Source organism: Lentzea fradiae (assembly GCF_900100955.1).
Classification (GTDB): domain Bacteria; phylum Actinomycetota; class Actinomycetes; order Mycobacteriales; family Pseudonocardiaceae; genus Lentzea; species Lentzea fradiae.
Genome location: NZ_FNCC01000007.1, coordinates 211222 through 237949 on the forward strand (window position 1 = coordinate 211222; position 26728 = coordinate 237949).

A 26728-nucleotide genomic window follows, 5' to 3' on the forward strand; every position below is an offset into this window, starting at 1 on the left:
TCAGGCCGGGGTGATCGTCCAAGCTCCGCTCGACGACACCTGCACGAGCGCGGGTCCGTCGAACGGCACCGTGCCCTCGTAGCCGCCGATGTGGTTGACCGCCAAATCGATGACGCTGGTCGAGATGGAGACGACGTGCACGGTGAAGTTGCTCTCGCCGTTGTTCGTGATCTTCGCTTTGCTCGCGTTTCCCGTGTAGAGGACGACGCTGTCACCATTGCCCGACATCGGTCCGCTCGCGATGGTGGCCATGTCCAGGTCGCCGACGGTCAACGTCCACGCACCGGTCGCGCCGACCGTCAGGCTGGTCGTACGGCTCCCGTCCCGCATGTCCATCCACATCTGCCCGCTGTATGGACCGATCTCGTTGACCAGCAAGGATTCGAAGCCGTTCGACTTCAGAACGGTGTTGCCGGCACACGCCGGGCATTCGAACTTGACGATCTTCAGTCCGAGCGGCCGGTCCAGTGTGATCACGTCGTCTCCGGCCCCGTTGAACACGGATGGCGGAAGCTTCGGCTGAGTCGTCGTGGTGGTCGTGGTGGTGGTCGTTGTCGTCGTCCTCGTGGTGGTGGACGACGCGACCGAACTGGCTCCGGCGGCAGTCGAGTCCTTGCGCGAAGAACTGCTGCCCAAGGCGACCGCGACGATCAACAGCACCGCCATGCCCGCTGCCAGCCACACGACCGCGTGCGAACTTTTCTTCTCAGACAACGAGTTCTGGGCTTGCTGCGGCTCGGCCAGTGCGCCCGGCTGCGGTTGCCACTGCGCGTTTTGCGGCTGCTGGGCAGGCGATTGCCCCTCGGGTGCCTGCATCGGTTCGGTCATCGGTCTCACCTTCGAGAACTGGGGGTTGGCACGAGCAGCCGGCTCTCCCGATGCTTCGGCAACCAGTCACGGCGCGTTACCAAGAACCCCATTTCGTCACCCATTGGAACGAACAGCCTTGACCGCTCGCGCTAGCCTGGGCTCGTGACGCGATTCAGCCACCCCCGGCCTGCGTGGGTGGCGCGCGCGTAAGACCTTCCCGCCGGTCGGGGGACCTCCGCATCCAGGAACCCAGACCAGACGGGAAACCCCATGTACCGCACCGAAGAGCTCGTGCACGCCCTGAACGTCCGCGACCTCACCGACCCCGCCCAGGGCCCGCACGCGCTGCAACTGCTCATCGCCGACCTGAAAGCCGCCCTCCCCGACCCGCAGGAGGTGCGGCACCACCCGCTCGTCCCGGTGGAGCACAACTACGAGCGCCTCGGCTACCCGGCGGACGCGATCACCAGGGACGTCCGCTACACCCGGTACGTCAGCGAGACGTGCATGCTGCGCAGCCACACCACCGCGATGGTGCCGCAGGCACTGCGTGACGCCACACCGGACGTCACGTTGCTCTGTCCCGGCCTCGTCTACCGGCGTGACACCGTCGACCGCCTGCACACCGGCACGCCGCACCAGCTCGACGTCTGGCGGATCTCCCGCGGCCGGGAGTCGTTGGACGACCTCATCCACACGACCGTCACCACGTTGCTGCCCGGCAGGCGTTACCGCACGGCCGACGCGCAGCACCCGTACACCACCCACGGCAAGCAGATCGACGTCGAGCACGACGGCGAGTGGGTGGAGGTCGGCGAGTGCGGGCGGGCCGCGCGGCACGTGCTCGGCGAGCACCCGCACGGGCTCGCGATGGGGCTCGGGCTGGACCGGGTCCTCATGCTGCGCAAGGGAGTCCCGGACATCCGGCTGCTGCGCAACCCCGACCCGCGCATCGCCGGCCAGATGCTCGACCTCGACGCCTACCGGCCCGTCTCACGGCATCCGGCGGCCATCAGGGACATCTCGGTCATGGCCGACCTCCACGACGACGCCGAGACGCTGGGTGACCGCATTCGCGCGCTCGTGCCGGAGGACGTCGTCGAGGAGATCCGGATCCTGAGCGAGACGCGCACGGAAGACCTGCCGCCGCACGTGCGAGAGCGGCTGGAAGCACAGCCCGGACAGAAGAACGTGCTCATCCGCGTGACGATGAGGGCGCCGGAACGCACCCTCACCGACCGCGAGACCAACGAGATCAGGGACCGCCTGCTTCAGGGCTTGCGCGCGACGGCGCCGTAGATGCCCGTGTGGTCCTCGTAGGAGTCCGGGCGCCACTCGTTCACCGCGACGACGCCCGGCTCCAGCAGGTCCAGGCCGTCGAAGAAGCGGGTCACCTCGGCGTGGGTGCGCGGGGAGAGGGCGTTGTCGGACCTGTTGTAGATCTTGCTGACCCTGGCGGCCTCCGCGCGTTCGGCGTCGGTGAGGTTGTCCAGGGTTGCGTGCGTGATCGCGAGGTAGGACCCGGACGGCAGGTTCTCCACGTACTCGGCGACGGCCTGGTACGGGCTGTCCGAGTCGGGGACGAAGTGCAGCGCGGCGATGATCAGGACGCCGATCGGGCGGGAGAAGTCGAGCGTCTCGCGGGCACCCTCCAGCACCGCGGAGGTGGCGCGCAGGTCGGCGAGGACGGCGGTGGCGTTCGGGTTGTCGGCGAGCAGCGCGTTGGCGTGCGAGACGGCGACGGGCTCGAAGTCGACGTAGACGACGCGGGCGTCCGGGTTGTCCTGCTGGGCGATCTCGTGGACGTTGCCCACGGTCGGGATGCCCGACCCCAGGTCGAGGAACTGCTCCACGCCCTCGGCGACGAGGTGCCGCACGACCCGGCGCAGGAAGGAGCGGTTCGCCTGCGCGCTCTGCACGACGCCCGGGAAGATCTGCTCCACCTGCTTGGCGGCGGCCCGGTCGGCTTCGAAGTTGTGCGAACCGCCCAGGTAGTAGTCGTACATCCGCGCCACGCTCGGGCGCGTCACGTCGACCGTGGCGGGGACCCACTTCAGCTCTTCCATCACGCGCGCATCCTCACCCCTGCGCCGCACAGGTGTCCACCGCCACCCGCGCCAATGGTCATCATGTCCCGCTATCGGGGCTGCTCGCTCACAGCGAACGCCCGGAAGGAACACCACCCGGCTGAAGTTGGTTGAGCGGTACAGACTCAACTTTGGAGGGTGATGGAGATGGGCGAGACGTTGGCCCTGCCGGTGCTGCCGCTGGACGACGTTGTGGTGCTCCCCGGCATGGTGGTGCCGATCCGCATCTCCGGTGCGGACGCCAGCGCCGAGGCCCGTGCGGCCGTGGACGCCGCGACGACGGCCGCGAACCATCAGGTGCTGCTCGTACCGCGGCTGGACGGCAAGTACGCCGCCGTGGGCACGCTGGCCGAGATCGAGCAGGTGGGACGCCTGCCGGGTGGCGAACGCGCCGCCGTCGTGCGCGGTACCAAGCGCGTGCGCATCGGCACGGGCACCACGGGACCGGGCGCGGCGCTGTGGGTCGAGGCGACCGTCGCGGACGAGTCCGAGATCACCGACCGCACCCGTGAGCTCGCGAAGCAGTACCGCGCGATCGTCACGAACATCCTGCAGACGCGCGGCGCCTGGCAGATGGTCGACTCGGTGCAGCAGATCACCGACCCGTCCGCGCTGGCCGACCTCGCGGGCTACGCGCCGTACCTGGACGAGAAGCAGAAGATCTGGCTGCTGGAGACGTCCGACGTCACCGAGCGGCTGGAGAAGCTGGTCGAGTGGGGCCAGGCGCACCTGACCGAGCTCGACGTCAGCGAGACGATCGCGAAGGACGTCAAGGAAGGCGTCGAGAAGCAGCAGCGCGAGTTCCTGCTGCGCCAGCAGATGGCCGCGATCCGCAAGGAGCTGGCCGAGCTGGACGGCAAGCCGGCGACCGAGGAGGAGGACTACCGCGCCCGCGTCGAGGCCGCCGACCTGCCGGAGAAGGTCCTCAAGGCCGCTCTGGCCGAGGTCGACAAGCTGGAACGCACCTCGGAGCAGTCCCCCGAGGTCGGCTGGATCAGGACGTGGCTCGACACCGTCCTGGAGATGCCGTGGAACACCCGCACCGAGGACTCCTACGACATCAGGGCGGCGCGCGAGATCCTCGACGCCGACCACGCGGGCCTGGACGACGTGAAGCAGCGCATCACCGAGTACCTGGCCGTGCGCAAGCGCCGTGCCGACCGCGGCATGGGCGTCGTGGGCGGGCGCCGGTCCGGCGCCGTGCTCGCGCTGACGGGCCCTCCCGGCGTCGGCAAGACGTCGCTCGGCGAGTCCGTGGCACGGGCGATGGGCCGCAAGTTCGTCCGCGTGGCGCTGGGCGGCGTGCGCGACGAGGCCGAGATCCGCGGCCACCGCCGCACGTACGTCGGCGCGCTGCCGGGCCGGATCGTCCGCGCGATCAGCGAGGCGGGGTCGATGAACCCGGTCGTGCTGCTCGACGAGATCGACAAGGTCGGCTCCGACTACCGCGGCGACCCGACGGCGGCGTTGCTGGAGGTGCTGGACCCGGCGCAGAACCACACGTTCCGCGACCACTACCTGGAGGTCGAGCTCGACCTGTCCGACGTGGTGTTCCTCGCGACCGCGAACGTGCTGGAGTCGATCCCGGCGCCGCTGCTCGACCGCATGGAGCTCGTGCAGCTCGACGGCTACACCGAGGACGAGAAGGTCACGATCGCGAGCGAGCACCTGCTGCCGCGTCAGATCGAACGCGCCGGCCTCACGCCGGAGGACGTCACGTTCGACCAGGCCGCGCTGCGCCAGCTGGCCAGCGAGTACACGCGGGAAGCCGGTGTGCGGCAGCTGGAACGGGCCCTCTCGCGCATCCTGCGCAAGGTGACCGCGAAGGTGGCGCTGGGCGACCAGGAGCTCCCGGTCGCGGTCGACCAGCCGTCGCTGCGGTCGTACCTGGGCAGCCCGAAGAACACCCCGGAGTCGGCCGAGCGCACCTCGGTGCCGGGCGTGGCGACGGGCCTCGCCGTCACGGGCGTGGGCGGTGACGTCCTGTTCATCGAGGCGTCGCTGGCCCCGAAGGACACCGGCTCGACCGGCGTGACGCTGACCGGCCAGCTGGGCGACGTCATGAAGGAGTCGGCGCAGATCGCGCTGTCGTACCTGCGCTCGCACGACGAGAAGGCCGCGGCGCTGGCCGACCGGGGAGTGCACATCCACGTCCCGGCGGGCGCGGTGCCGAAGGACGGCCCGTCCGCGGGCGTCACGATGACGACGGCACTGGCCTCGCTGCTGTCCGGCCGCCCGGTGCGCTCGGACGTGGCGATGACCGGCGAGATCTCGCTGACCGGCCGGGTCCTGCCGATCGGCGGCGTGAAGCAGAAGCTCCTGGCCGCCCACCGCGCGGGCATCACGACCGTGCTGCTGCCCCAGCGCAACGAGCCGGACCTGGACGACGTGCCGGAGTCGGTGCGCGAGCAGCTGACCGTGCACTTCGTCTCGGACGTGGCCGAGGTCCTGGAGCACGCGCTGTCGAAGGAGGCCGCCACGACCGCGGCGGCCTGACACCACCAAGGTCCCTCGTGGGGCAGCAGCGGCGACTGCTGCCCCACGAGGCTTTTCACCGCTACAGACCCACGTCGATGACAAGCCGGTTCGGGCTCGTCAACGTGAAGACCCGGTGCCAGGACGCGGGGTTGGCGTACCCGACGGCAACCCCCAGCGTGGCCTCGAAGTCGCAGGTCAGCGCAACCCCGCGAACGTTGCTCAGGCCAGGCGTCGCGAAGTTGCGCGACCCCGTGTACGTGGGGTTCCCGTTGTCGTCGTGCGCGGCCGCGCCGATCAACGTGACCGACAGGATCTCCTGAACGCCACCACCAGCGATGGTGACCGGTTCACCGGACCCGCACTGGGACACCGAGGTGACCTCGCTGACCCGGTGCTCCGACGGCAGTCCGGACAGGTCCAGCACAACCCGGCTGAACCCGGCGTGCTGCCCGGTGCGAATGCCCGACAACGTGGGCGTGCTCTGCGCCGACGCCGTCGAGACGAACGTGAAGACCGACAGCACCACGACCAGTACCGCGGCAAGACGTCTGTGCATCTTCGTGCCCCCTCTCTCAGGGCTCATCGATGACCTATAGACGTGTGACTCAGGCCACAGTTGCGTCAGTGGTCGATGTCGACCACATACCGCAGCGGATCGGCCAGGTAGTACCCCCGATAGTTCGCGCCGGCCCGCCCCACCCCGATGGCGATCGACAGGTCAGCCTCGAAGTCACACGTGAACACCACACTCACAGCCGTGGGCAACCCGGTCGCGAACCTCCGCGACCCGGCATACGAATGCCCGTCGGCGGGCTGCAACCGCACCTCCACGAACTCCACCCCCGGCGCCGAGATCGGCTTGCCGGAGCCGCAGTTCTCCACCGCCGGAACCACCTGCACGCTGTCCGGGACCGGTTCCCCGCTCAGGTCGAACACCACCCGGTCGAACCCCGCGTGGTGCCCGGTGCGCACCCCCGTCAACTGCGCGTACCCGGCGGCCTCCGCCACCGGCACAACGCCCGCCGCCATCCCCAAGGCGACGAGCACTGCCGCGATCCGCTTCATGAATCCCCCTAGATCCACCAGCTCCCCGGAAACTCCGGGCCATCCATGGTCCTGCGAACACCCCGCCCCCGCCGGACAATCGCCGAACTCACGCCCCCAGCCCGCCGAACAGCCTCCGCGACACCACGGGGATAGGCTCGAACCGATCACCGCAAAGGAGGAGTTCCATGAGCCTCGAGCGCCCAGTCGCTCCGGACCCCTACCTGCTGCTCCCGCAGGTAGACGCCTTCACCGTCACCTCAACGGACGTGCAGAACGGCAAGCAGCTCCCCGAAGCCCAGGTCTTCGAAGGCGGCAACACCTCACCCCAGCTCTCCTGGTCCGGTTTCCCGCCGGAGACAAAGAGCTTCACCGTCACCTGCTTCGACCCGGACGCCCCCACCCCGTCCGGCTTCTGGCACTGGGTAGCGGTGAACCTCCCGGCCACCACCACCAGCCTCGACACCGGTGCGGGCGCCTCCGACGAGACCCTCCCGGCCCCCGCCTTCCACGTCCGCTCCGACTACGGCACCCGAGCCTTCGGCGGAGCCGCCCCGCCCAAGGGCGACCACCCGCACCGCTACTTCTTCGTGGTGCACGCGGTGGACGTGGAGAAACTGGACGTGGACCAGGACGCCACCCCCGCCGTGGTCAGCTTCAACCTGGCCTTCCACACCCTCGCCAGGGCCATCATCACCCCCAGCTACCAGCACTGACGCACGCGACGGCGAAGCCACGAAGGCGAGCACCCCGGTCTTGGCTTTCCGGCGAAGCCGGGGTGGTCCCCTCGAAACGCGCGGGAACACCCCACCGCCGAAGATGGTTGGATCCAGGCGTGAGGCACTTCGACCTGGTCATCATCGGCACCGGCTCCGGCAACAGCATCCCGAACGAAGCCATGGCGGACTGGCGGATAGCCATCCTCGAGAAGGGCACCTTCGGAGGCACCTGCCTGAACGTGGGCTGCATCCCCACCAAGATGTTCGTCCACACCGCGGACCAGGCCGCCGCCCCGCACAACGCCCGGAAACTGGGCGTGGACGCAACCCTCAACGCGGTCCACTGGCCACAGATCCGCGACCGCATCTTCAACCGCATCGACCCGATCGCGGAAGGCGGCCGCAACTGGCGAGCCAACGAGAACGCCAACGTGACCGTCTACGAGGGCACAGCCAGGTTCCTGGACCCGCACACCATCGACACGGGCACCGGCGAGACGATCACCGCCGACCGGATCGTCCTGGCGGCGGGCAGCCGTCCCACCGTCCCCGACATCGCGGACCTGGACTCCACCGGCTACCACACCAGCGACTCGATCATGCGCCTCGACGAGCTGCCGAAGAGTCTCGTCATCGTCGGCAGCGGGTTCATCGCCTCCGAGTTCGCGCACGTCTTCGGCAGCTTCGGCGTCGACGTCACGGTGATCGCCCGGTCGAACCTGCTGCTGCGCCACGAGGACCTGGAGATCGCGGGCCGCTTCACCGAGATCGCCGCGAAGAAGTGGGACGTGCGGCTGCAGCGCAAGACCACGCGCGCCGAGAAGACCGCCACGGGGGTCCGCCTGCACCTGGAGGGCCCGAACGGCGCGGAGACCGTCGAGGCCGAGCAGCTGCTCATCGCGACGGGCCGCCGCCCGAACACCGACCTGCTGGACGCCGCGAAGGCGGGTCTCGACCTGCACCCGGACGGCCGGGTCAAGGTCGACGAGTTCCAGAGGACCAGCCAGGACCACATCTTCGCCCTGGGTGACATCAGCTCCGACCACCAGCTCAAGCACGTGGCCAACCACGAGGCGCGGGTCGTGCAGCACAACCTGCTGAACCCGGACGCCCCGAAGAAGTCCGACCACCGCTTCGTGCCGGCCGCCGTGTTCTCCAGCCCGCAGATCGCGAGCGTCGGTCTCACCGAGGAGCAGGCGAAGGAGCGCGGCATCCGGTACGTCTCCGCGAGCCAGGCTTACGCGTCCATCGCGTACGGCTGGGCGATGGAGGACACGACGGGCTTCGCGAAGCTGCTCGCCGACCCGGCGACCGGTCAGCTGCTCGGCGCGCACATCATCGGGCCGCAGGCGTCGACGGTGATCCAGCCGCTGATCCAGGCGATGAGCTTCGGGCTGGACGCGAGGACGATGGCGCAGGGCCAGTACTGGATCCACCCGGCCATGCCGGAGCTCGTGGAGAACGCGCTGCTGAACCTGCCGCTGGACTGAAAGTCCCGAACAGCGGGGACTTCCGCCGCTGCCGCGCGCCGCGGTGACGGGCAACGATGCAGCGATGACCGACAGAGTGCTCGTCGCCTACACGTCGAAGACCGCCGCCACGAACGACATCGCCGAGATCATCGGCTCCGAGCTCGCGGGCTGCGGCCTGCGGGTCACGGTACTGCCGGTCGCGGCGGCCGAGACGCTGCTCGGGTTCGGTGCCGTGATCCTGGGGGACGCCGCCGCGCGGGACGCGCACCGCTTCGTGCGGCGGCACCGGGTTCCGCTCGGACACACACCGATCTGGCTGTTCCACCGCGGCAGCCCGCCCGTTCCCGGTGACGTCGCGCGCATGGTCCGGCGGCTCGGGGCGGGCGGCGCCGTCAGCTTCGGCGGCGCGGCACCGGACGGCGACCGGGCACGGGCGTGGGCCCGCTACCTGGCCGACCGGCTCACGATGCTGCATCGCGGTTTCGTGTCCAACTGACGCCCCGCACAACCGCCGACTACGCCTGCTGGATGCGCACCGTGTTGCCTGCCGGGTCACGGAACACGCAGTCACGGGCACCCCACGGCTGGGACGCAGGCTCCTGCACGACATCGGCGCCACCCGCCTGCAGCTTGTCGAACACGCCGTCCAGATCGGGCGTGGACAGGTTGATGAACGCGTACGAGCCGTTCTCGATCATCTCGGCGATGGCGGTGCGGTGCGCGTCCGTGAGCCCGTCGGCCATCGCCGGTGGTTCCAGCACCACCGAGGAGCCCGATCCCGCGGGTGCGACGGTGATCCAGCGCATCGTGCCCTGGCCGACGTCGGCGCGGACCTCCCAGCCGAGCAGGTCACGGTAGAAGGCCAGCGAAGCCTCGGGGTCGGTGTGCGGGAGGAACGTGGCGTGGATGTTGATTTCCATGCCGACAACGCTAGGAGCTGCGGGAACGCGATGCTTCTCGATTCCTGACCAGCTCGGCGGGGCCTCACACGTAGCGGGGGCGTCCGGCGATCATGCCCAGCACGGTCAGGGCGGCGAGCAGCACGAGCTGCAGCGTCAGCGACACCGTCCACGACCCGGTGGCGTCGCGCAGCAGGCCGAACGCGAACGGGCCGGAGGCCGCGATCAGGTAGCCGATGCTCTGCGCCATGGCCGAGAGCCGTGCGGTGTCCGAGGTGGACTTGCCGCGCAACGACATGATCAGCAGCGCCAGCGGGAACATGCCCATGCCGACCCCGATCAGCACCACCCAGAGGCCGGGGGCGGCGGTGGGGGCCACGAGCACCCCGAGCACGCCCGCGAACGACAGCACGCCGAGCGCCAGCACGACGGGGCCCTGGTTCGCGAACCGGGCGGCGATCGGCGGCACCATCAGGCTCACCGGGACGCCGAGGAGCATGGTGACGGCGAGCAGCATCCCGGCGGTGTTCCTGTCGACGCCGGAGTCGATGAGGATGGCCGGCAGCCAGCCCATGACGGTGTAGGCGAACAGCGACTGCAAGCCGAAGAACACCGTGATGACCCACGCCAGCGGGCTGCGCAGCAGCGACCGCTTCTCGACCGGCGTCACCGAGCGGACGACCGTCGACGAGGCACCGTGCCGTGCTCCCACCGACCACACGACCAGCGCGCCGAGCGACAGCATCGCCCACGCGCCGACGGCGAGCCGCCACGAGCCGAAGTGGTCCTCCAGCCAGGGCGTCAGCGCGGCGGCCAGTGCGGCGCCCGCGGCGAGCGTTCCCGTGTACACACCGGTGAGCAGGCCGACCTTCGTCGGGAAGGACGCCTTCACGACCACCGGGATCAGCACGTTGGACACGGCGATCCCCGCGCAGGCGATGAAGGTGCCGCCCAGCACGACCCACGGACCGTCGATCACGCGCAGCACCAGGCCGAGCGTGAGCACCCCCAGGGACAGGCCGATCGCGCGGGCCATGCCGAGGCGGCGGCCGAGCCACGGCGCCGCGAACGCCGCGAAGCCGAAGCAGAGCGCCGGAACGGCCGTGAGCGCGCTCGTCCAGGCGGCCGAGACGCCCAGCGCGGCGCGGACGTCGCCGAGAACCGAGGCCAGGCTGGTGACCGCGGGCCGGAGGTTCGCGGCGGCGAGGGCGACGCCGATCGCGAGCAAGGTGGTTCCGATAAGCGGTACGTGACGATTCTCGACGACCGTCACCCTGCGACCCCGATCGGTGGCAGGCTGTGCGGCAAAGGTCGTCTGCTGAGTCACGCGCACTACTATCGCAGACGTAGGATGTTCGGATGAAAGGATGACGCTGTGCCGTTGGCCACTACCCGGCGCGCCGGCCTCGTCGACCAGGTGATCGACCAGATGCGAGGAGCGATCACCAGCGGCGAATGGCCCGTCGGGCAGCGCATCCCGCCCGAACCCGAGCTGGTCACCGCGCTCGGGGTCGGTCGGAACACGGTTCGCGAGGCCGTGCGCGCCCTCTCCCACGCCGGTCTGCTGGAGGTGCGCCAGGGCGACGGCACGTTCGTCCGCGCCACCAGCGAGCTCTCCGGCGCGGTCCGCCGGATGTGCGGGTCGGAGCTGAGGGAGGTCCTCCAGGTCCGCCGCACCCTGGAGGTCGAGGGAGCGCGTCTCGCCGCCAAGCACCGCACAGAAGAAGAGCTCGCCCGTCTCACCACGCTGCTGCGGCAGCGCGACGCCGCCGTGGAGGCCGAGCGGTGGGCCGAGGTCGTCGAGCACGACACCGCGTTCCACGTGCTGCTCGTCCGGTGCTCGCACAACACGCTCCTAGCGGAGCTCTACCAGGGCTTGACCGAGGCCGTCAAAGCTTCGGTGGCGGCCTCTGTCGACGTCACCCTGCCGGGAACCGACCAGGTGTCGCACACGGGGCTGCTGGACGCGGTCCGCGACGGGGACCAGGAGAAGGCGGCGAGCGAGGCGGGTGGGTTCTTCGAGGAGCTGATCGAGAAGTTCTGCTAGGCACCGCGGACGAAGGAGTCCGCACGAGCTCAGAGCGTGGGGGCCATGGAGATCACGCCGTTCCGCATCGAGATCCCGCAGGCCGAGGTCGACGACCTCCGCGCGCGGCTGTCCCGCACGCGCTGGCCGGAGGACGACCTGCCGGGGGTGGGCTGGTCGTACGGCATCCCGCTCGACTACCTGCGTCCGCTCGCCGAGTACTGGGCGGACGGGTTCGACTGGCGCGCGCAGGAAGCGCGTCTCAACTCGTACCCGCAGTTCACCACCGAGATCAGCCACCAGCGCGTGCACTTCCTGCACGTCCGCTCGCAGAACCCCGACGCGACGCCGTTGCTGATGGTGCACGGCTGGCCGGGTTCGGTCGTCGAGTTCCTCGACGTGATCGAACCGCTGTCGCAGGACTTCCACCTCGTCATCCCGTCGATCCCCGGCTTCGGCTTCTCCGGGCCCGTGAGCAGGCCGGGCTGGAACGTCCTGCGCGTCTCGTGGGCGTTCGCGAAGCTCATGGAGGGACTGGGCTACGACCGCTACGGCACGCAGGGCGGCGACTGGGGTTCCGGCATCGCGCAGGAGATCGGCCGCGTGTTCCCCGAGCACGTCATCGGCGTGCACGTGAACATGCTCCAGACGTTCCGGCCGAGCGGTGTCAACGACCTCGGCCCCGAGGAGATGCGCGCGCTGGAGTCGCTGGACCTGTACCAGAAGGAGCTTTCCGGCTACATGCACTTGCAGCGCAGCCGGCCGCGCACGTTGTCGTACGCGCTCACGGACTCCCCTGTCGGGCAGCTGGCGTGGATCGCGGAGAGGTTCCACGACTGGACGGACAACGAGGGCGTGCCCGAGGACGCCGTGGACCGTGACCAGATGCTCGCCAACGTGTCCGTGTACTGGTTCACCGGCACCGCGGGTTCGTCCGCAGCGCTGTACAAGGAACAGGCCGCTGCCTGGGGCAAGCAGCAGCCGTCGACGGTGCCGACCGGCGTCGCCGTGTTCCCGCACGACCTGAGCGTGCCCGTGCGGTCGCTGGCGGAGAAGATGATCCCGTCGATCGTGCATTGGACGGAGTTCGACCGCGGTGGGCACTTCGCCGCGATGGAGGAACCGGACCTGCTGGTCCAAGACATCAGGAAGTTCTTCGGATCACTGTGAGCACAACACTTTCCAACCGCACCCTCAACCGCACGCTGCTGGCCCGCCAGCTGCTCCTGCACCGCACGGACATGCCGGTGGTGCGGGCGGTCGAACACCTCGGCGGCTTGCAGGCGCAGGCACCGATCCCGCCGTACCTGGCGCTGTGGACGAGGCTCAAGCCGTTCAAGGTCGACATGCTGAGCAAGCTCATCATCGACCGCTCGCTGGTGCGGATGACGTTGTGGCGCGGCACGTTGCACCTCATCTCCGCCGACGACGTGCACCTGATGCGCACGGCGTTGCAGCCGGAGCTGAACAAGTGGGCGAAGATCGTGATGCCGCCCGCCACGCGGGTCGAGATCGACCTGGACAAGCTCGCCCGGCTCACCCGCGAGTACATCGACGGCGAACCCCGCACGGTCGCCGAGATCGGCGCGTACCTGGAGGAGCAGTTCCCCGAGGCCAAGGCGCGGGAGCTGTCGACGCAGGCGCAGATGCTGGTGCCGATGATCCAGGTGCCGCCGCGCGGGATCTGGGGCGTGGGCGGCATTCCGCAGAACGTCGCGATGGCCACGTGGCTCGGCCGCGAGCTGCCGGAGCGGGCGGACGTCGGTGAGCTGATCGTGCGGTACCTGCGTGCGTTCGGCCCGGCGACGCTCGCCGACATGCAGGCGTGGTCGCGGCTGATCGGCCTCAAGGCGCACGCGAAGGACCTCGACCTCGTCGAGTACAGGAACGAGGCGGGCAAGGTGCTGCTCGACGTGCCGGACGGCGTGATCGTGCCGGAGGAGACCCCGGCTCCCGCGCGGTTGCTGCCCGCGTTCGACAACGTGCTGCTGGGCCACGCGGACCGGACGCGGATCATGAGCGAGGACGCGCGGTCGCGGTGGGGCGCGGTGCGCAACGGCGTGTTCCCCCCGACGTTCCTCGTCGACGGGTTCCTGCGCGGCACCTGGAACGTCGTGGAAACCAGGGACACGGCGACGCTCACGATCGAGCCGTACTTCAAGACCACCAAGAAGGACATGGCGGGTGTGGTCCGCGAAGCCAAGGCCGTGCTGAAGGTGATGGCACCGAAGAAGGCACACGTCGTCGCTGCCCCTTAGGGCGGATTTTCTTGTCCTGACGGGTGTCTGGCGGTCGTGTTCGCCACGTGAGCGGTCGTTCAGGCTCTGGGCATGGCCGCACGCCGAGAAGCCGAAGTGAAGGCAGAGGCAACCAGCGCACTCGCGGACGGCAAGCGCAAGGTGGCCATCTCGGAGAGTACGCACGCTCTGCTCGCTTTGCAGCGCAACGCGGGCAACGCCGCGGTCGGCGCGCTGATGGCCGCCAAGCAGAAGCAGCCGGACGAGGCGACCATCGACGCCGCGTTGTCGGAGGTCCGACGCGGCGAGCCTGATGTCGACGTGGTCGAGAAAGGGCTGAAGGCCGCGCAGAGCGCCGGTGTGCCGGTGACGCTGGAGGGTCCGAAGCCGCCCGCGTCCGCACTCGCCGTGACGACGACGGGGTTCGGCCCGAACGCCGTAGCGCCCAAGAAGCCAGTGCCACCACCGAAACCGGTGCCCGCCAAGTCGAAGCTCGGCACCGCGGGAGCGAAGCCCGCGGCGAAGACCGGTGGCGCACCGGCGAAACCGGCGGCGGCGCCCGCACTGCCCGCCGTCGCCGCGGCCGACCCGGCGTTCGTCCAGATGGCCGAGAAGATCAAGGGCGTGGCGGCGGCCACGAAGGCGCACCCTCCCGCTTCGGCGAAGGCCAAGGAGGCGCAGGACGCGGCCCGGGCGCCGAGCGACGACCTGGCGGGGCAGGCGAACGCGGCCAAGGTCGACTCGATGGACGCGCAGCAGGCCGGGTCGTTCGACAAGCAGGCGTTCATCGCGGCCGTGAAGACCGCGATCGAGGCGAAGGCGCCGAGGTCGCTGGAGGAGGCCGGTTCGCCGCAGGGCTCGGCCGACGGGGTCGCCGCCGAGGTCGGCGGCATGGTTTCCGCCGGCAAGGAGGGCCAGGCCAGGGACGTCGAGCAGGCCACCGAAGCACCGCCGGACCAGTCGAAGGCCGTGCCGAAGCCCGTCACGCCGATGGCCCAGGAGAACCCCGGCGCCGCACCGGCGGTTCCGGCGGAGGGCGCCGCCCCCAAACCCGCGCCGCCCGCGAGGACCGACCTGTCCGCGGGCAAGCAGCAGGTGGAGCAGGAACAGGGCGACGTCACCGACGAGCAGTTGCGGGAGTCGAACGAGCCGCAGTTCGAGCAGGCGCTGGGAGCCAAGCAGGCCGCCGCAGCACACGCCGACACGGCACCGGGCCAGGTCCGCGCGCAGGAACAGCAGGTGATCGGGCAGGCCAAGGCCGACGCGACGGCCGAGACCGCCGCGGGCGTCGCCGGGATGCAGGGCGCGAAGGGCGCCGCACTCGCGAAGCTGGTGGGCGACAAGGGGAAGGCCAAGGGCGAGGACGAGGCGAAACGCGCCGAGGTCACCACGCGCGTCCAGGGCATCTTCACCGCCACCGAGTCCGAGGTGAAGAAGATCCTCGAAGGCATCGACCCCAAGGTCGAGGCGGCGTTCGCGCAAGGGGAGGCGCAGGCGCGCAAGGCGTTCGAGTCGTTCGTGGCGGCGAAGGTCGACGCCTACAAGCAGGACCGCTACAGCGGCTGGCTCGGCGGGTTCCGCTGGGCCAGGGACAAGCTGCTCGGCCTGCCGGACAAGGTCAACCAGTTCTACACCGCGGGCCGCGAGCTGTACCTCAAGCAGATGGACGGCGTGATCTCGCGCGTCGCCGACATCGTGGGCGGCGACCTCTCCGCGGCCAAACGGCGGATCGCGGCGGGCAAGGCCGAGATCGCCGCGTACGTCAAGACGCTCTCCCCCGAGCTGCGCAAGATCGGCGCGGAGGCGTCCGCGGAGATCGGCGACAGGTTCGAGCAGCTCGAAAGCGACGTCAACGACAAGCAGAACGAGGTCGTCGACACCCTCGCCACCAAGTACACCGAGGCGCGACAAGGCATCGACGACCGCATCGAGGCGATGCGGGCGGAGAACAAGGGCCTCGTCGACGCCGCGATCGACGCCGTCAAGGGCGTCGTCAACACCATCCGCGAGCTCGCCGCGATGCTGCGCGACGTGCTGTCCCGCGCCGCCGGGGTCGTCGGCGACATCATCAGGAAACCGGTGGAGTTCCTCGGCAACCTGATCGCCGGGGTGAAGGGCGGCATCCTCAAGTTCAAGGACAACATCCTCGACCACCTGCGCAAGGGAGTCACCGGCTGGCTGTTCGGGGCGCTGGCGGAGGCGGGCGTCGAGCTGCCGGACAAGTTCGACGTGCGCGGCATCCTCAAGCTGCTGGCGTCGATCTTCGGACTGACGTGGGCGAACATCCGCAACCGCCTGGTGCGCCAGATCGGCGAGAGGGCCATGTCGGCGGCCGAGCGCGGCGTGGAGATCTTCCAGGTCCTGACCTCGCAGGGCGTCGCGGGCCTGTGGCAGATGCTGGTGGAGAAGCTCGGCGACCTCAAGGAGACGATCCTCGCGCAGGTGAAGGACTTCGTCGTCACGAAGATCATCACCGCCGGGATCACCTGGCTCATCGGCCTGCTCAACCCCGCCGCCGCGTTCATCAAGGCGTGCAAGCTGATCTACGACGTCGTGATGTTCTTCGTCAACAACGGCAGCCGCATCATGAAGTTCGTCAACACCGTGATCGACTCGGTGGCGGACATCGTGCGCGGCAACGTCGGCGGCGTCGTCGACAAGATCAACGACGTGCTCGGCCAGATGGTCCCGATCATCATCGGCTTCCTCGCGAGCGCCATCGGGCTGGGCGGCATCGGCGCGAAGATCCGGCAGATCCTCGAAAGCCTGCAACGACCGGTGAACAAGGCGCTGGACTGGGTGATCAAGAAGGGCCTGACGCTGGCCGGGCCGATCATCCGCGGCGTCCGCAACGCCGGTGCCAGGGTGCGGGAGAGGGTGGACGCGGGCAGGGCCTGGGTGCGGGGCAGGGCCGACGCCGCCGCGGCACGGGTGCGGGGCTGGGCCGCCGCCGTTCCCGAGCTGGCCGGCTTCCAGGGCGGTGGCGAGTCGCACCGCGTGTGGATCGAGAAGACCGCCGCCCGCCGCGTGATGGTCGCGAGCACGCCGACCGAGGCGGGCGTGCTGCTCGCCCATTACGCCTCGCAGGTCAACGACTTCCCCGCCGGAACGGCCGCGCAACGGGCGAAACGCACCGAACTCCAGGGCCACGTCAGCAGTGCGCGCACACGGCTGCAGAGCCTGGAGACCGACGTGAAGATGCCCTACGACGAACGCGACACGTTCAACCACAAGAACCGCCTGGCCCGCAAGCAGTCCGCGCTCGCGGCAAACCTCAAGACCGTCTTCGACGCCGTGCACCGGCACCGCATGCAGCTCGCCGGCCAGGTGCCCGCCTACACCACGGGGTCGGGCAAGACGGCCGCCGGAAGTGTTCGCTGCGTCGCGACGTTCCTCGTCGACTGCCCGGCCGGAACGGGGCCGTACCCGTCGCGCGGCGGCAGACCGGCGGGCACCGAGGCCGACACCAGGAGGGTCCGCGGGCCGGGAGACCGCTCGGCGCATCCCATGGACCGCTCGGACAGCACGGCGACCGGCCAGACCGGCGGGTTCGTCATCGGCGCCGACGCCGCGACCCAGCACGCCGAGAGACCGCTCGAACTGGTCACCCGTGCCACGGGTGACGCGACGCCGGACACCCACGCCGAGGCACGGGTGCTGTCCCAGATCACCTCGTTCGTAGCGGCCGACCCGAACTGGGCGAGCCGCGTGCGGACGATCCAGGTCAACATCTCGCACAGCCCGTGCCCGAGCTGCACCGGCCTGTTGCTGCGGCTGCACTCCCTGCTGGCCAACCCCGGCCTGCGGCTCGCCGTCGTCCAGTGGGGCGCGCCCTACGACTGGGGACCCACCCCGACGACGTCCCAGTCGATCAGCGCGCTGCGCGGCGGCTACCGGACGCTGGGACCGCTTCCCTGACCGGACCCGCTCGGCGCGGCACCACCAGGTGAGCGGCTACACCGAAGCGACCTGCCTGATCACGTCGAGCGTCGCGGTGATGGCGGGCCTGCGCGACGCCTGGGTCCGCCACACCGCGTACAGCCGGCGCGTCGGTGTGGGCCGCAGCGGCACCGCCACGACCCCCTCCGGCACCTCCCCCCTGCCGAGCCGCGGGATCAGCGCCACCCCGATCCCCTTGGCCAGCAACGCCATCTGCGTCCGGTACTCGCTGATCCGGTACGCCACCACCGGTTCGATGCCCGCGGCGTGGAACGTCCGTTCGAGCCAGTCGAAGCAGATCGACCCCTCGATCTGGCAGATCCACCGCTCCCCGGCGAGGTCGGCCGGGTCGAGGACCTCCTTGTTCGACAACGGGTTCGTGACCGGGATGAGCACCTCGGCGACGTCGTCGGCGATGTGCACGCGCGACAGCGACTGCGGCACCGGCAGCGGCGTGTTGGCCCAGTCGTGCACGATCGCCAGGTCGAGCTCGCCGCGGGCGACGGCCTCGGTGGCGTACGGCGGGTCGATCTCGGTCAGACGCACGTCGAGCGCGGGGTGCCGTTCGATCAGCACGGCCAGCACGTCCGGCAGCAGGCCGCGCGCGGCCGTGGCGAAGGAGCCGACGCACAGGCGGCCGATCGCGGTGCCGCGTTGCTCCTCCAGCGCCACCTCGGCCTCCTCGACGAGCTTGAGGACCTGGTCCGCGGTCTCGGCGAGCAGCAGCGCCGCGTCGGTGAGGCGGACGCCCCGGCCGCTGCGTTCCAGCAGCGTGGTGCGGGTCTCGCGTTCGAGCTTCGTGATCTGCTGCGAGACGGCGGACGGCGTGTAGCCGAGCACCTCCGCCGCCGCGCCGACCGTTCCGTACGTGGCGACCGCGTGCAGCGCCTTCAACCGCCCCAGATCCAGCATGTAGCGATGCTAAACCCATCAGCTAAGCAACCGGAACTGGTGCTTAACAGTTAGCGAGCGCAAGCTTGCCGCATGTCCTCGCGTCACGTCCTGCTCGCCGTGCTCGTCGCCGCCATCTGGGGCTTCAACTTCGTCGTGCTCAAGGTGGGCCTCGACGAGTTCCCGCCGATCCTGTTCTCCGCCCTGCGGTTCCTCGCGGCCGCGGTGCCCGCGATCTTCTTCGTCGGACGGCCTTCGGTGGCGTGGCGCTGGGTCATCGCGGTCGGGCTGGTGCTGGGCGTCGCGAAGTTCAGCTTCCTGTTCATCGGCCTCACCGCGGGCATGCCCGCCGGACTGTCGAGCCTCGTGCTGCAGAGCCAGGTCATCTTCACGGCGGTGTTCGCCGCCGTCGTGCTGCGCGAACGGCCGAAGCCCGTGCAGATCGGCGGCATCGCGCTGGCCGTGGCCGGGATCGGGCTGATCGCGTGGGACTACGGCCTGTCGTCGCCGCTGGCGGGGTTCCTGCTGGTGATCGCGGCGGCCGTGTGCTGGGGAGTGTCGAACGTGCTGATGCGCTACGCGCGGCCCGCGGACACACTGCGGTTCATGGTGTGGGTGAGCGCGGTGGCGGTGCTGCCGCTGTTCGCGCTGTCGTTCCTGACCGAGGACGTGTCGGCGCTGGGCCGCCTCGACTGGGCGGGGCTCGGCGCGGTCGGGTACGTCTCGTGGATCTCCACGCTGCTCGGGTTCGGCGTCTGGGGGTTCCTGCTGCGCCGGTACGAGTCGTCCGTCGTGGCGCCGTTCTCGCTGCTGGTGCCGGTGTTCGGGATGTTCTCGGCCTGGGCGCTGCTCGGCGAGGACCTGACCGTGCTGCGGGCGGCCGCGGGCGGGATCGTGCTGCTCGGGCTCGCCCTCCCGCAGTTCACGGGGCGCCGGGCGGCACGAACCGAAGTCCGGGAGGAGCCCCTCGTTCCAGCAGGCCGATGACGGCTTTCGTGTCGAGGTGGTCGGCGACCAGGTCGCCCAGCAGGTCGAGCTGGGCCTCGCGGGCGGCGGAGAAGCTCACCTCGCCGGGCTCGAAGTCGCGTCCCGCGCGGTCCGCCGCCCAGCGCAGGAACCGGCGCCGGAACGCGTCGTTCTCCAGCAGGCCGTGCCAGTGCGTGCCGAGCACCCGGTCGGTCTCGGCACCCTCGTCGCCGATCAGCGGCCGTTCGGCGGTGCGGACGACCTGGCCGTGGTGGATCTCGTAGCCGCGCACCTCCTCGCCCCACGCCCGTCCTGACGGCGTGGCCAGCGTCTTGCGCGCCTGGAACCGGATGTCGACGTCGAGCAGGCCGAGGCCGTCGACCGTGCCGCCGCCGGACTCCACGTCGTCCTCGATCGTCCTCGACAACATCTGGAAACCACCGCAGATGCCGAGCACCGGACCGCCGAACCGGCTGATCGCCTCAGCCAGACCGGTCTCCCGCAGCCAGGCGAGGTCGCTCACGGTGGCCTTGGAACCGGGCAGCACGACCAGGTCCGCGTCCGCCAGCCGGGACGGCTCGGTCACGAACCGCACGGAGACACCCGGCTCGCAGGCCAGCGCCTCCACGTCCGTCGCGTTCGAGATGCGCGGCAACCGGATCACCGCGACCCGCAGCCAGTCGCGCTTCGGCGGCAGCGGACGGCCGATCACGCCGTCGGCGGTGTAGGACAGCGAGTCCTCGGCGTCGAGCCACAGCTCCTCGCGCCACGGCAGCACCCCCAGCACGTCCCGGCCGGTGAGCGCCCTGAGCTGGCGCAGGCCCGGTTCGAGCAGCCGCGGGTCGCCGCGGAACTTGTTGATGACGAACCCGGCGACCAGCGCCTGGTCGGCCGCGTCCAGCACCGCGAGCGTGCCGAAGAGGTGCGCGAGCACACCGCCCCGGTCGATGTCGCCGACGACGAGCACCGGCAGGTTCGCCCGTGTCGCCAGGCCCATGTTCGCGATGTCGTCGGCGCGCAGGTTGATCTCGGCGGGAGAGCCGGCACCCTCGCAGACGACGACCTCGTGGTCCCGCCGCAGTCCATCCAAAGTGGACAGAACGGTGTCCAGGAGGTGCCGCTTGCGGTCGCGGTAGCTCAACGCCGACACCTCGCCGACCACCTGACCGAGCACCACCACCTGGGACGAGCGGTCGCCACCCGGCTTCAGCAGCACCGGGTTGAAGCGCACGCTGGGCTCCTTGAACGCCGCCCGCGCCTGCACCGCCTGCGCCCTGCCGATCTCACCGCCGTCGAGCGTGACGAACGAGTTGTTCGACATGTTCTGCGCCTTGAACGGCACGACGTCGACGCCCTGGCGGGCCAGGAACCGGCACAGACCGGCCACGAGGACGCTCTTGCCCGCGTCGGACGTCGTCCCACAGATCAACATCGCACCCCGCACGGACACCAATGCTGCCATCATCACGGGCATGGTCACCGTCGTCCTGATGCACAGCCCGTTCCTCGGCCCGTCGAGCATGCGCCCGCTCGCCGACGAACTGGCCTCCGACGGGGTGGCCTCCCTGCTCGTCGACCTGCAGATGACGGTCAACGAGGCCCCCGTCCACCAGCGCCTGATCGGCGCCTTCGCGGACGCGCTGGACGACGCGGGAGACGAGCTGGTCCTCGTCGGGCACAGCGGCGCCGGCCCGTTGCTGCCCGGCTTCGCCGACGCCCTCGAACTGGCCGTCGCGGGCCTCGTGTTCCTCGACTCCGACCTGCCCACCCCCGGCCGGTCGTGGCGCGAGACCGTCGACCCGGACCTGGTCCGCCAGGTCAAGGCGTCCGTGCGCGACGGCAAGCTGCCGCGCTGGGACCGCTGGTTCCCCGAGGACCCGCTGAAGCTGGTGCCCGCCGGGCTGCGCGAGGAGATGCGCGACGAGGCGCCCGAGGTGCCGTGGGAGTTCCTGAAGGAACAGCGCCCGGTCGTCGAGTGGGCGGGGCCGTGCGGCTACGTGCTGCTGTCCCCCGCCTACGAGGAGGCGGCGGACGAGGCCGAGAAGCGCGGCTGGCCCGTCGAACGCCTCGAGTCGCACCACCTGGCGGCCGCGACGTCGCCCTCGGCGGTCGCGGCCGCGCTGAAGTCGGTGATCGACCGGCTCTGACCGGTCAGCAGACCGTGAGGATCTCCGCACCGGTGTCGGTGACGACGATCGTGTGCTCGAACTGGGCGGTCCAGCTCTTGTCCCTGGTGGTGACGGTCCAGCCGTCGTCCCACATCTCGCCCTCGAAGTCGCCGAGGGTGATCATCGGCTCGATCGTGAACGTCATGCCCGGTTCGAGCACCGTCTTCACCGACGGCTCGTCGTAGTGCAGGACGACGAGTCCGCTGTGGAACGTCCGACCGATGCCGTGCCCGGTGAAGTCGCGCACCACGCCGTAGCCGAACCGCTTCGCGTACGCCTCGATGACCCGCCCGACGACGTTCAGCTCACGGCCGGGCTTCACGGCCTTGATGGCGCGCATGGTGGCCTCGTGCGTGCGCTCGACGAGCAGCCGGTTCTCCTCGGAGACGTTGCCCGCGAGGAAGGTGGCGTTCGTGTCGCCGTGCACGCCGCCGATGAACGCCGTCACGTCGATGTTCACGATGTCGCCGTCCTCGACCACCGTCGAGTCCGGGATGCCGTGGCAGATGACCTCGTTGAGCGAGGTGCAGCACGACTTCGGGAAGCCCCGGTAGCCCAGCGTCGACGGGTACGCGCCGTTGTCGCACAGGAACTCATGCGCCACCGCGTCGATCTCGTCCGTCGTCACGCCGGGCACGACGACCTTGCCCGCCTCCTGCAACGCCTGGGCGGCGAGCCGGCCGGCGACGCGCATGGCCTCGATGACCTCGGGCGGCTGCACCCACGGGTCGGTGCTCTTCTGCGGGGCGGGCTTGTCGACGTACTCGGGACGCACGATGCGCGACGGCACCTGACGTCGCGGGGATTGCACACCGGGTTGCAGCACAGCACGAACAGCCATGCCTTCCACATTAGCCGTGCGCGCGACTAGCCCTGTGCGCGCCGCCCACCTGCCTGGTCCTCGCTCCTGGGTTCGGGCACCTGAGGCGCCGGAAGCAGGATCCCGGCACGCATCAGGCGTTCCCGCATCGTCATGTCCCTGTTCTTGCTCATCACGGCACCGCCTTGAGGAACCTCGCCGCCACCTCCACCGCCGGTGTCGAGGTCTCGCCGCTCAGCACGAGCGTCGCGAACGCCACGTCACCGCGATACCCCATGAACCAGCCGTGGGAGTGCACTCCGTCACCGAACTGCGCGGTACCAGTCTTGCCGCGCACGTCTCCGTACGGCTTGAGCTGTGGTGCAGTGCCGTAGTCGACGACCTCGCGCATCATCTGGCGCACCGGGTCGAGCGCGGCGGCGGACGGCGCGGCGGGCTGCTTGTCCGCTTTGGTCTCCTTGCCGCGCACCAGCTGCGGCACCGGCATCGAGCCCTTGGCGATGGACGCCGAGACGAGGGCCATGCCGAACGGCGACGCGAGCACCTTGCCCTGGCCGAACGCGTCCTCCGCCCGTTCCACGACGTCGTCGGCGGGTGGCACGGACCCGGTGATCGTCGTGATGCCGGGGACGTCGAAGTCGACGCCCAGGCCGAGCGACGTCGAGGAGCTCGTCAGCAGGTCCGCCGGCATGTCCACGGCGAGCTGGGCGAACGTGGTGTTGCAGGAGAAGGCGAACGCCGAGCGCAACGGGATGGTGCCCTTGTCGAACTCGCCGGAGTTCGGCACGATCCGCCGCCCGGCGATGGTCGCCTTGCCGGGGCACGGCAGCGGGGTGTCGGCGGTGACCTTGCCCGACTCGATCGCCGCCAGCGCGGTCACGGCCTTCATCGTCGACCCCGGCGGGAACTGCCCGGTCAGCGCGAGCGCGCCCTGGGCGTCGGCGGGCCCGTTCTGCGCCACGGCCAGGATGTCGCCGGTCGACGGCTGGATCGCGACCAGGATCGCGGGCTGCTGCTCGGGCTCGACCGCGTCCTCGGCGGCGTCCTGCAGTGCGCGCGACAGCGCGGTGGTCACGGCCTTCGCCGGTTCCGGGGCCTTCGAGTGCAGCTCGTCGACCTCGATGCCCTGAGCGTCCACCGTGGCGATGCGGAAGCCCGCGTCACCCGCGATGTCCTCCTCGATCAGCTTGCGCACCGCGGGCAGCACCTGGGAGCCGTAGTCGCGGCTCGGCGCCAGCAGCGACGTCTGCGAGCTGAACCGCACGCCGGGCAGCTCGTAGATCTGCGGCTTCACCGACTGGTAGGTGGCTTCGCGCAGCGCCGCCACCTGGTACGCCTGGCCCTCGGGGGTCTTCGCGACCCCGTCGGTGATCGACTGCTGCGTGATGGCCTTGTCGATCGGGTTCAGCGCGTCGGCGAGAGCCTTCGTCACGGCGCCGACGTCACCGGCCTCCTTCGCCACGAGCAGGACCGACACGACCCGGTCCGGCGCGAGCAACGGCGTGCCGTCGCGGTCGAGCACCGGCGCCGGGTCCGGCTTGAGCTCCGTCAGCTTCACCGACTGCTGCGGCGAGAGCTTCGGGTGGGCCAGGGACGACTGCCAGTGCACCTTCCAGGTGTCACCCTCGCGGCGGACGTCGAACTTCGTCGGGTACGTCCAGTGACGGTTCTTGCCGAGGTCCCAGTCGAACGTCACGCTGGCCTCGGAGGCCGTCTCCCCGTTCTCGCGGATCTGCTCGACCTTGCTGCTCAGCCCCTCCGGTTTCAGCGCACCCCGGAACTTGTCGAGGGTCTCCTTGGCCGCCGCCGGGTTGTCGGTCATGTCGGCGGCACCCTGCACGTCACCGGACGCGAGCTTCGCCAGGAAGCCGTCGGTGATCTCCGGGGGCCCCGGCTCCGACTCGAACAGCCCGCAGCCGCTCACCGTCACCAGTACAGCCGTGATCATCGCGAGAAGGCGCACGGCCGCGAGTATGCCCGTTCAGAAGAGGACGGTGGCGTATTGTCCGACTTGTTCGAACCCGATCTTGCGGTACGCGGCCTGCGCGACGTGGTTGTACCCGTTCACGTAGAGGCTCGCTGTGCGGTGCAACACCCTGGTCAGCCGGTCGGCCACCGCCGCCGTGCCCGCCGTGCCGATCCCCGCGCCACGCTGGTCGGGACGCACCCACACGCCCTGGATCTGGCCGACCTTGCTCGACATGGCCCCGATCTCGGCCTTGAAGACGACCTCGCCGTCCTCGAACCGCGCGAACGCCCTGCCCGCCGCGATCAGCTCGCTGACCCGCGCCCGGTAGCCCGCGCCACCGTCCTCGGCGCACGGGTCGATGCCGACCTCCTCGATGAACATGCTGACCGCCGCCGGGAGGTACCGGCTCAGCTCGCTCGGACGGACCTGCCTGACCAGCGGGTCCGGCGTCACCTGCGGCGGGCCGCCGATGGCCATCAGCGGCTGGTCGGCCCGGACCTCCCTGGCAGGGCCCCAGTCCGGCCGGAGCTCCTCCCACAGCGTCAGGACCTGCTCGGCGGGGCCCACCAGGCTGGAGCAGAGACGGCCTCTCCTGCGCGCACGATCGGCGAACATGCGCATCGCCGCGGGAGAGCCCTGGAGCGGGATCAGGTTCGGACCGGAGAAGCACAGGCCGTCGACCTTGCCCCGGATCGGCTTCGAGTCGCTGCCCCACATCTCGCCGCCCAGGCGCCACGGGTCCAGACCGGCCACCTCGACGCGTGCGGCGACCATGCACGCGGCCACGGGGTCCCGGTCGAAGACCTCGCGTACGTCGATCAGGTCGCGCTCGTCCAGCACGCGCGCTCCGGCCAGCCTCAGCACGTGGTCCAGCGTGCCAGATTTGGGCGGTCTGCGGGATCAGCCAACCGTGCGGCACGGTGTGTGACGGTCGTTGCGTTTGGACTGCTCGGGGCGTGGGTCTCCGGCCCGGACCCACCAGCTGATCAAGAAAAGACGAGGGCGCGCCCCCTGCGGGAGCGCGCCCTCTCTTGCGTCTGTTGCTAGCCGACGGTCACGGCCGGGACGCCGCCCTCCACCGGCTCCATCTCCTCGGCGATGCGCATCGCCTCTTCGATGAGGGTCTCCACGATCGCGTGTTCCGGGACGGTCTTGATGACCTTGCCCTTCACGAAGATCTGGCCCTTGCCGTTGCCGCTCGCGACGCCCAGGTCGGCCTCGCGGGCCTCGCCGGGGCCGTTCACGACGCAGCCCATGACCGCCACGCGCAGCGGCACCTCCATGCCCTCCAGACCGGCCGTGACCTGCTCCGCGAGCGTGTACACGTCGACCTGGGCGCGGCCGCACGACGGGCAGGAGACGATCTCCAGCTTGCGCGGGCGCAGGTTCAGGGACTGGAGGATCTGGTGACCCACCTTGATCTCCTCCACCGGCGGGGCGCTCAGCGACACGCGGATCGTGTCGCCGATGCCCTGGCGGAGGAGGGCGCCGAAGGCCACCGCCGACTTGATCGTGCCCTGGAAGGCCGGGCCCGCCTCCGTCACGCCGAGGTGCAGGGGGTAGTCGCACTGCTCGGCCAAGAGCTCGTAGGCGCGGACCATCACGACCGGGTCGTTGTGCTTGACCGAGATCTTGATGTCGTGGAAGTCGTGCTCCGCGAAGAGCGAGGCTTCCCACAGCGCCGACTCGGCGAGGGCCTCCGGGGTGGCCTTGCCGTACTTCGCCATCAGGCGCGGGTCCAGGGAGCCCGCGTTGACGCCGATGCGGATCGGGGTGTTGTGGTCGCGGGCCGCCTGGGCGATCTCCTTGACCTTGTCGTCGAACTTCTTGATGTTGCCGGGGTTCACGCGGACCGCCGCGCAGCCCGCCTCGATGGCCGCGAACACGTACTTCGGCTGGAAGTGGATGTCCGCGATGACCGGGATCTGGGACTTCTTGGCGATCGCCGGCAGCGCGTCCGCGTCGTCCTGCGAGGGGCAGGCCACGCGCACGATGTCGCAGCCGGCGGCCGTGAGCTCCGCGATCTGCTGCAGCGTCGCGTTGACGTCCGCCGTGAGGGTGGTCGTCATCGACTGGACGGAGACGGGGAACTCGCTGCCGACACCGACGTTGCCGACCATCAGCTGCCTGGTCTTGCGACGTTCCGACAGCACCGGCGGCGGCAGTGCCGGCATTCCGAGCATCACGCCGTCACTCATGGGGT

Annotated in this window: 24 protein-coding genes; 11 read left to right on the forward strand and 13 right to left on the reverse strand. The window is 70.1% G+C overall.

Annotated elements, in window-relative coordinates; translation table 11 throughout:
• Positions 1-828: a hypothetical protein gene (locus BLT23_RS18135; protein WP_143035967.1), complete on the reverse strand. Its 828-nt coding sequence runs from the start codon at positions 826-828 to the stop codon at positions 1-3.
• Positions 829-1080: 252 nt separating this feature from the next.
• Here BLT23_RS18135 and srmL point away from each other — a divergent pair, with 252 nt between their 5' ends.
• Complete coding sequence (gene srmL, locus BLT23_RS18140) at positions 1081-2109, forward strand: PheS-related mystery ligase SrmL (RefSeq protein ID WP_090050953.1); 1029 nt, start codon at positions 1081-1083, stop codon at positions 2107-2109.
• On the opposite strand, the gene BLT23_RS18145 is transcribed toward srmL, so the two are convergent.
• The gene (locus BLT23_RS18145; protein ID WP_090050956.1) at positions 2082-2876 is read right to left on the reverse strand and encodes an SAM-dependent methyltransferase; all 795 of its coding nucleotides are present in this window, start codon (positions 2874-2876) and stop codon (positions 2082-2084) included. The two genes, srmL and BLT23_RS18145, sit on opposite strands and share 28 nt — an antisense overlap.
• Positions 2877-3044: 168 nt before the next feature.
• Here BLT23_RS18145 and lon point away from each other — a divergent pair, with 168 nt between their 5' ends.
• Positions 3045-5393 carry an endopeptidase La gene (gene lon, locus BLT23_RS18150; protein ID WP_090051202.1) on the forward strand — a complete coding sequence of 783 codons (2349 nt, stop codon included), beginning with the start codon at positions 3045-3047 and terminating at the stop codon, positions 5391-5393.
• A 61-nt stretch (positions 5394-5454) separates the two neighbouring features.
• Here the strand turns inward: lon and BLT23_RS18155 are convergent, their stop codons facing one another.
• Both BLT23_RS18155 and BLT23_RS18160 read right to left on the reverse strand, forming a co-directional pair.
• The gene (locus BLT23_RS18155) at positions 5455-5931 is read right to left on the reverse strand and encodes an AMIN-like domain-containing (lipo)protein (protein ID WP_143035968.1); all 477 of its coding nucleotides are present in this window, start codon (positions 5929-5931) and stop codon (positions 5455-5457) included.
• Positions 5932-5996: 65 nt separating this feature from the next.
• Complete coding sequence (locus BLT23_RS18160) at positions 5997-6440, reverse strand: AMIN-like domain-containing (lipo)protein (RefSeq protein ID WP_090050959.1); 444 nt, start codon at positions 6438-6440, stop codon at positions 5997-5999.
• Positions 6441-6607: 167 nt separating this feature from the next.
• Between BLT23_RS18160 and BLT23_RS18165 the strand changes: the two genes are divergently transcribed.
• The 3 genes from BLT23_RS18165 (at position 6608) to BLT23_RS18175 (ending at position 9106) form a co-directional block, all read left to right on the forward strand.
• Entirely contained in the window at positions 6608-7135 is a 528-nt protein-coding gene (locus BLT23_RS18165) for a YbhB/YbcL family Raf kinase inhibitor-like protein (RefSeq protein ID WP_090050960.1), read from the forward strand.
• Positions 7136-7254: 119 nt separating this feature from the next.
• Positions 7255-8628, forward strand: a complete 1374-nt coding sequence (locus tag BLT23_RS18170) for a mycothione reductase (protein ID WP_090050961.1) — start codon at positions 7255-7257, stop codon at positions 8626-8628.
• Between the two features lie 64 nt (positions 8629-8692).
• The gene (locus BLT23_RS18175) at positions 8693-9106 is read left to right on the forward strand and encodes a hypothetical protein (protein ID WP_090050962.1); all 414 of its coding nucleotides are present in this window, start codon (positions 8693-8695) and stop codon (positions 9104-9106) included.
• 19 nt (positions 9107-9125) lie between these two features.
• Here the strand turns inward: BLT23_RS18175 and BLT23_RS18180 are convergent, their stop codons facing one another.
• The gene (locus BLT23_RS18180; RefSeq protein ID WP_090050963.1) at positions 9126-9530 is read right to left on the reverse strand and encodes a VOC family protein; all 405 of its coding nucleotides are present in this window, start codon (positions 9528-9530) and stop codon (positions 9126-9128) included.
• 64 nt (positions 9531-9594) lie between these two features.
• Positions 9595-10737 (reverse strand): MFS transporter, encoded by a 1143-nt coding sequence (locus BLT23_RS18185; RefSeq protein ID WP_245744020.1) that lies wholly within the window; start codon positions 10735-10737, stop codon positions 9595-9597.
• A 147-nt stretch (positions 10738-10884) separates the two neighbouring features.
• Between BLT23_RS18185 and BLT23_RS18190 the strand changes: the two genes are divergently transcribed.
• From BLT23_RS18190 to BLT23_RS18205, 4 genes are all read left to right on the forward strand, one after another.
• Entirely contained in the window at positions 10885-11556 is a 672-nt protein-coding gene (locus BLT23_RS18190; protein ID WP_090051204.1) for a FadR/GntR family transcriptional regulator, read from the forward strand.
• 45 nt (positions 11557-11601) lie between these two features.
• Positions 11602-12705: an epoxide hydrolase family protein gene (locus BLT23_RS18195; protein WP_090050964.1), complete on the forward strand. Its 1104-nt coding sequence runs from the start codon at positions 11602-11604 to the stop codon at positions 12703-12705.
• On the forward strand, positions 12702-13793 hold the full coding sequence (locus tag BLT23_RS18200) for a winged helix DNA-binding domain-containing protein (RefSeq protein WP_090050965.1): 1092 nt from the start codon (positions 12702-12704) through the stop codon (positions 13791-13793). Before BLT23_RS18195 ends, BLT23_RS18200 begins: the two co-directional genes overlap by 4 nt.
• A 96-nt stretch (positions 13794-13889) precedes the next feature.
• Complete coding sequence (locus BLT23_RS18205) at positions 13890-17690, forward strand: phage tail protein (protein ID WP_090050966.1); 3801 nt, start codon at positions 13890-13892, stop codon at positions 17688-17690.
• Positions 17691-17726: 36 nt separating this feature from the next.
• Here BLT23_RS18205 and BLT23_RS18210 read toward each other — a convergent pair whose 3' ends face one another.
• The gene (locus BLT23_RS18210; protein ID WP_090050967.1) at positions 17727-18623 is read right to left on the reverse strand and encodes a LysR family transcriptional regulator; all 897 of its coding nucleotides are present in this window, start codon (positions 18621-18623) and stop codon (positions 17727-17729) included.
• Between the two features lie 72 nt (positions 18624-18695).
• On the opposite strand from BLT23_RS18210, the gene BLT23_RS18215 reads away from it, so the two are divergent.
• Entirely contained in the window at positions 18696-19589 is an 894-nt protein-coding gene (locus BLT23_RS18215) for an EamA family transporter (protein ID WP_090050968.1), read from the forward strand.
• Here the strand turns inward: BLT23_RS18215 and BLT23_RS18220 are convergent.
• Positions 19525-21030, reverse strand: a complete 1506-nt coding sequence (locus BLT23_RS18220; RefSeq protein WP_090051205.1) for a cobyric acid synthase — start codon at positions 21028-21030, stop codon at positions 19525-19527. The genes BLT23_RS18215 and BLT23_RS18220 overlap by 65 nt on opposite strands.
• 10 nt (positions 21031-21040) lie before the next feature.
• Here BLT23_RS18220 and BLT23_RS18225 point away from each other — a divergent pair, with 10 nt between their 5' ends.
• Positions 21041-21715 carry a hypothetical protein gene (locus BLT23_RS18225; RefSeq protein WP_090050969.1) on the forward strand — a complete coding sequence of 225 codons (675 nt, stop codon included), beginning with the start codon at positions 21041-21043 and terminating at the stop codon, positions 21713-21715.
• Between the two features lie 4 nt (positions 21716-21719).
• Here BLT23_RS18225 and map read toward each other — a convergent pair whose 3' ends face one another.
• The 5 genes from map to ispG all read right to left on the reverse strand — a co-directional run bounded on the left by map (position 21720) and on the right by ispG (position 26699).
• On the reverse strand, positions 21720-22577 hold the full coding sequence (map, locus tag BLT23_RS18230; protein ID WP_090050970.1) for a type I methionyl aminopeptidase: 858 nt from the start codon (positions 22575-22577) through the stop codon (positions 21720-21722).
• 26 nt (positions 22578-22603) lie between these two features.
• On the reverse strand, positions 22604-22729 hold the full coding sequence (locus BLT23_RS42055; protein ID WP_281248858.1) for a hypothetical protein: 126 nt from the start codon (positions 22727-22729) through the stop codon (positions 22604-22606).
• Complete coding sequence (locus BLT23_RS18235) at positions 22729-24519, reverse strand: penicillin-binding transpeptidase domain-containing protein (protein WP_342713672.1); 1791 nt, start codon at positions 24517-24519, stop codon at positions 22729-22731. The genes BLT23_RS42055 and BLT23_RS18235 overlap by 1 nt, the downstream gene beginning before the upstream one ends.
• 18 nt (positions 24520-24537) lie before the next feature.
• On the reverse strand, positions 24538-25389 hold the full coding sequence (locus tag BLT23_RS18240) for a GNAT family N-acetyltransferase (RefSeq protein WP_176946802.1): 852 nt from the start codon (positions 25387-25389) through the stop codon (positions 24538-24540).
• Between the two features lie 179 nt (positions 25390-25568).
• On the reverse strand, positions 25569-26699 hold the full coding sequence (gene ispG, locus BLT23_RS18245) for a flavodoxin-dependent (E)-4-hydroxy-3-methylbut-2-enyl-diphosphate synthase (RefSeq protein WP_176946822.1): 1131 nt from the start codon (positions 26697-26699) through the stop codon (positions 25569-25571).
• Positions 26700-26728: the final 29 nt, after the last annotated feature.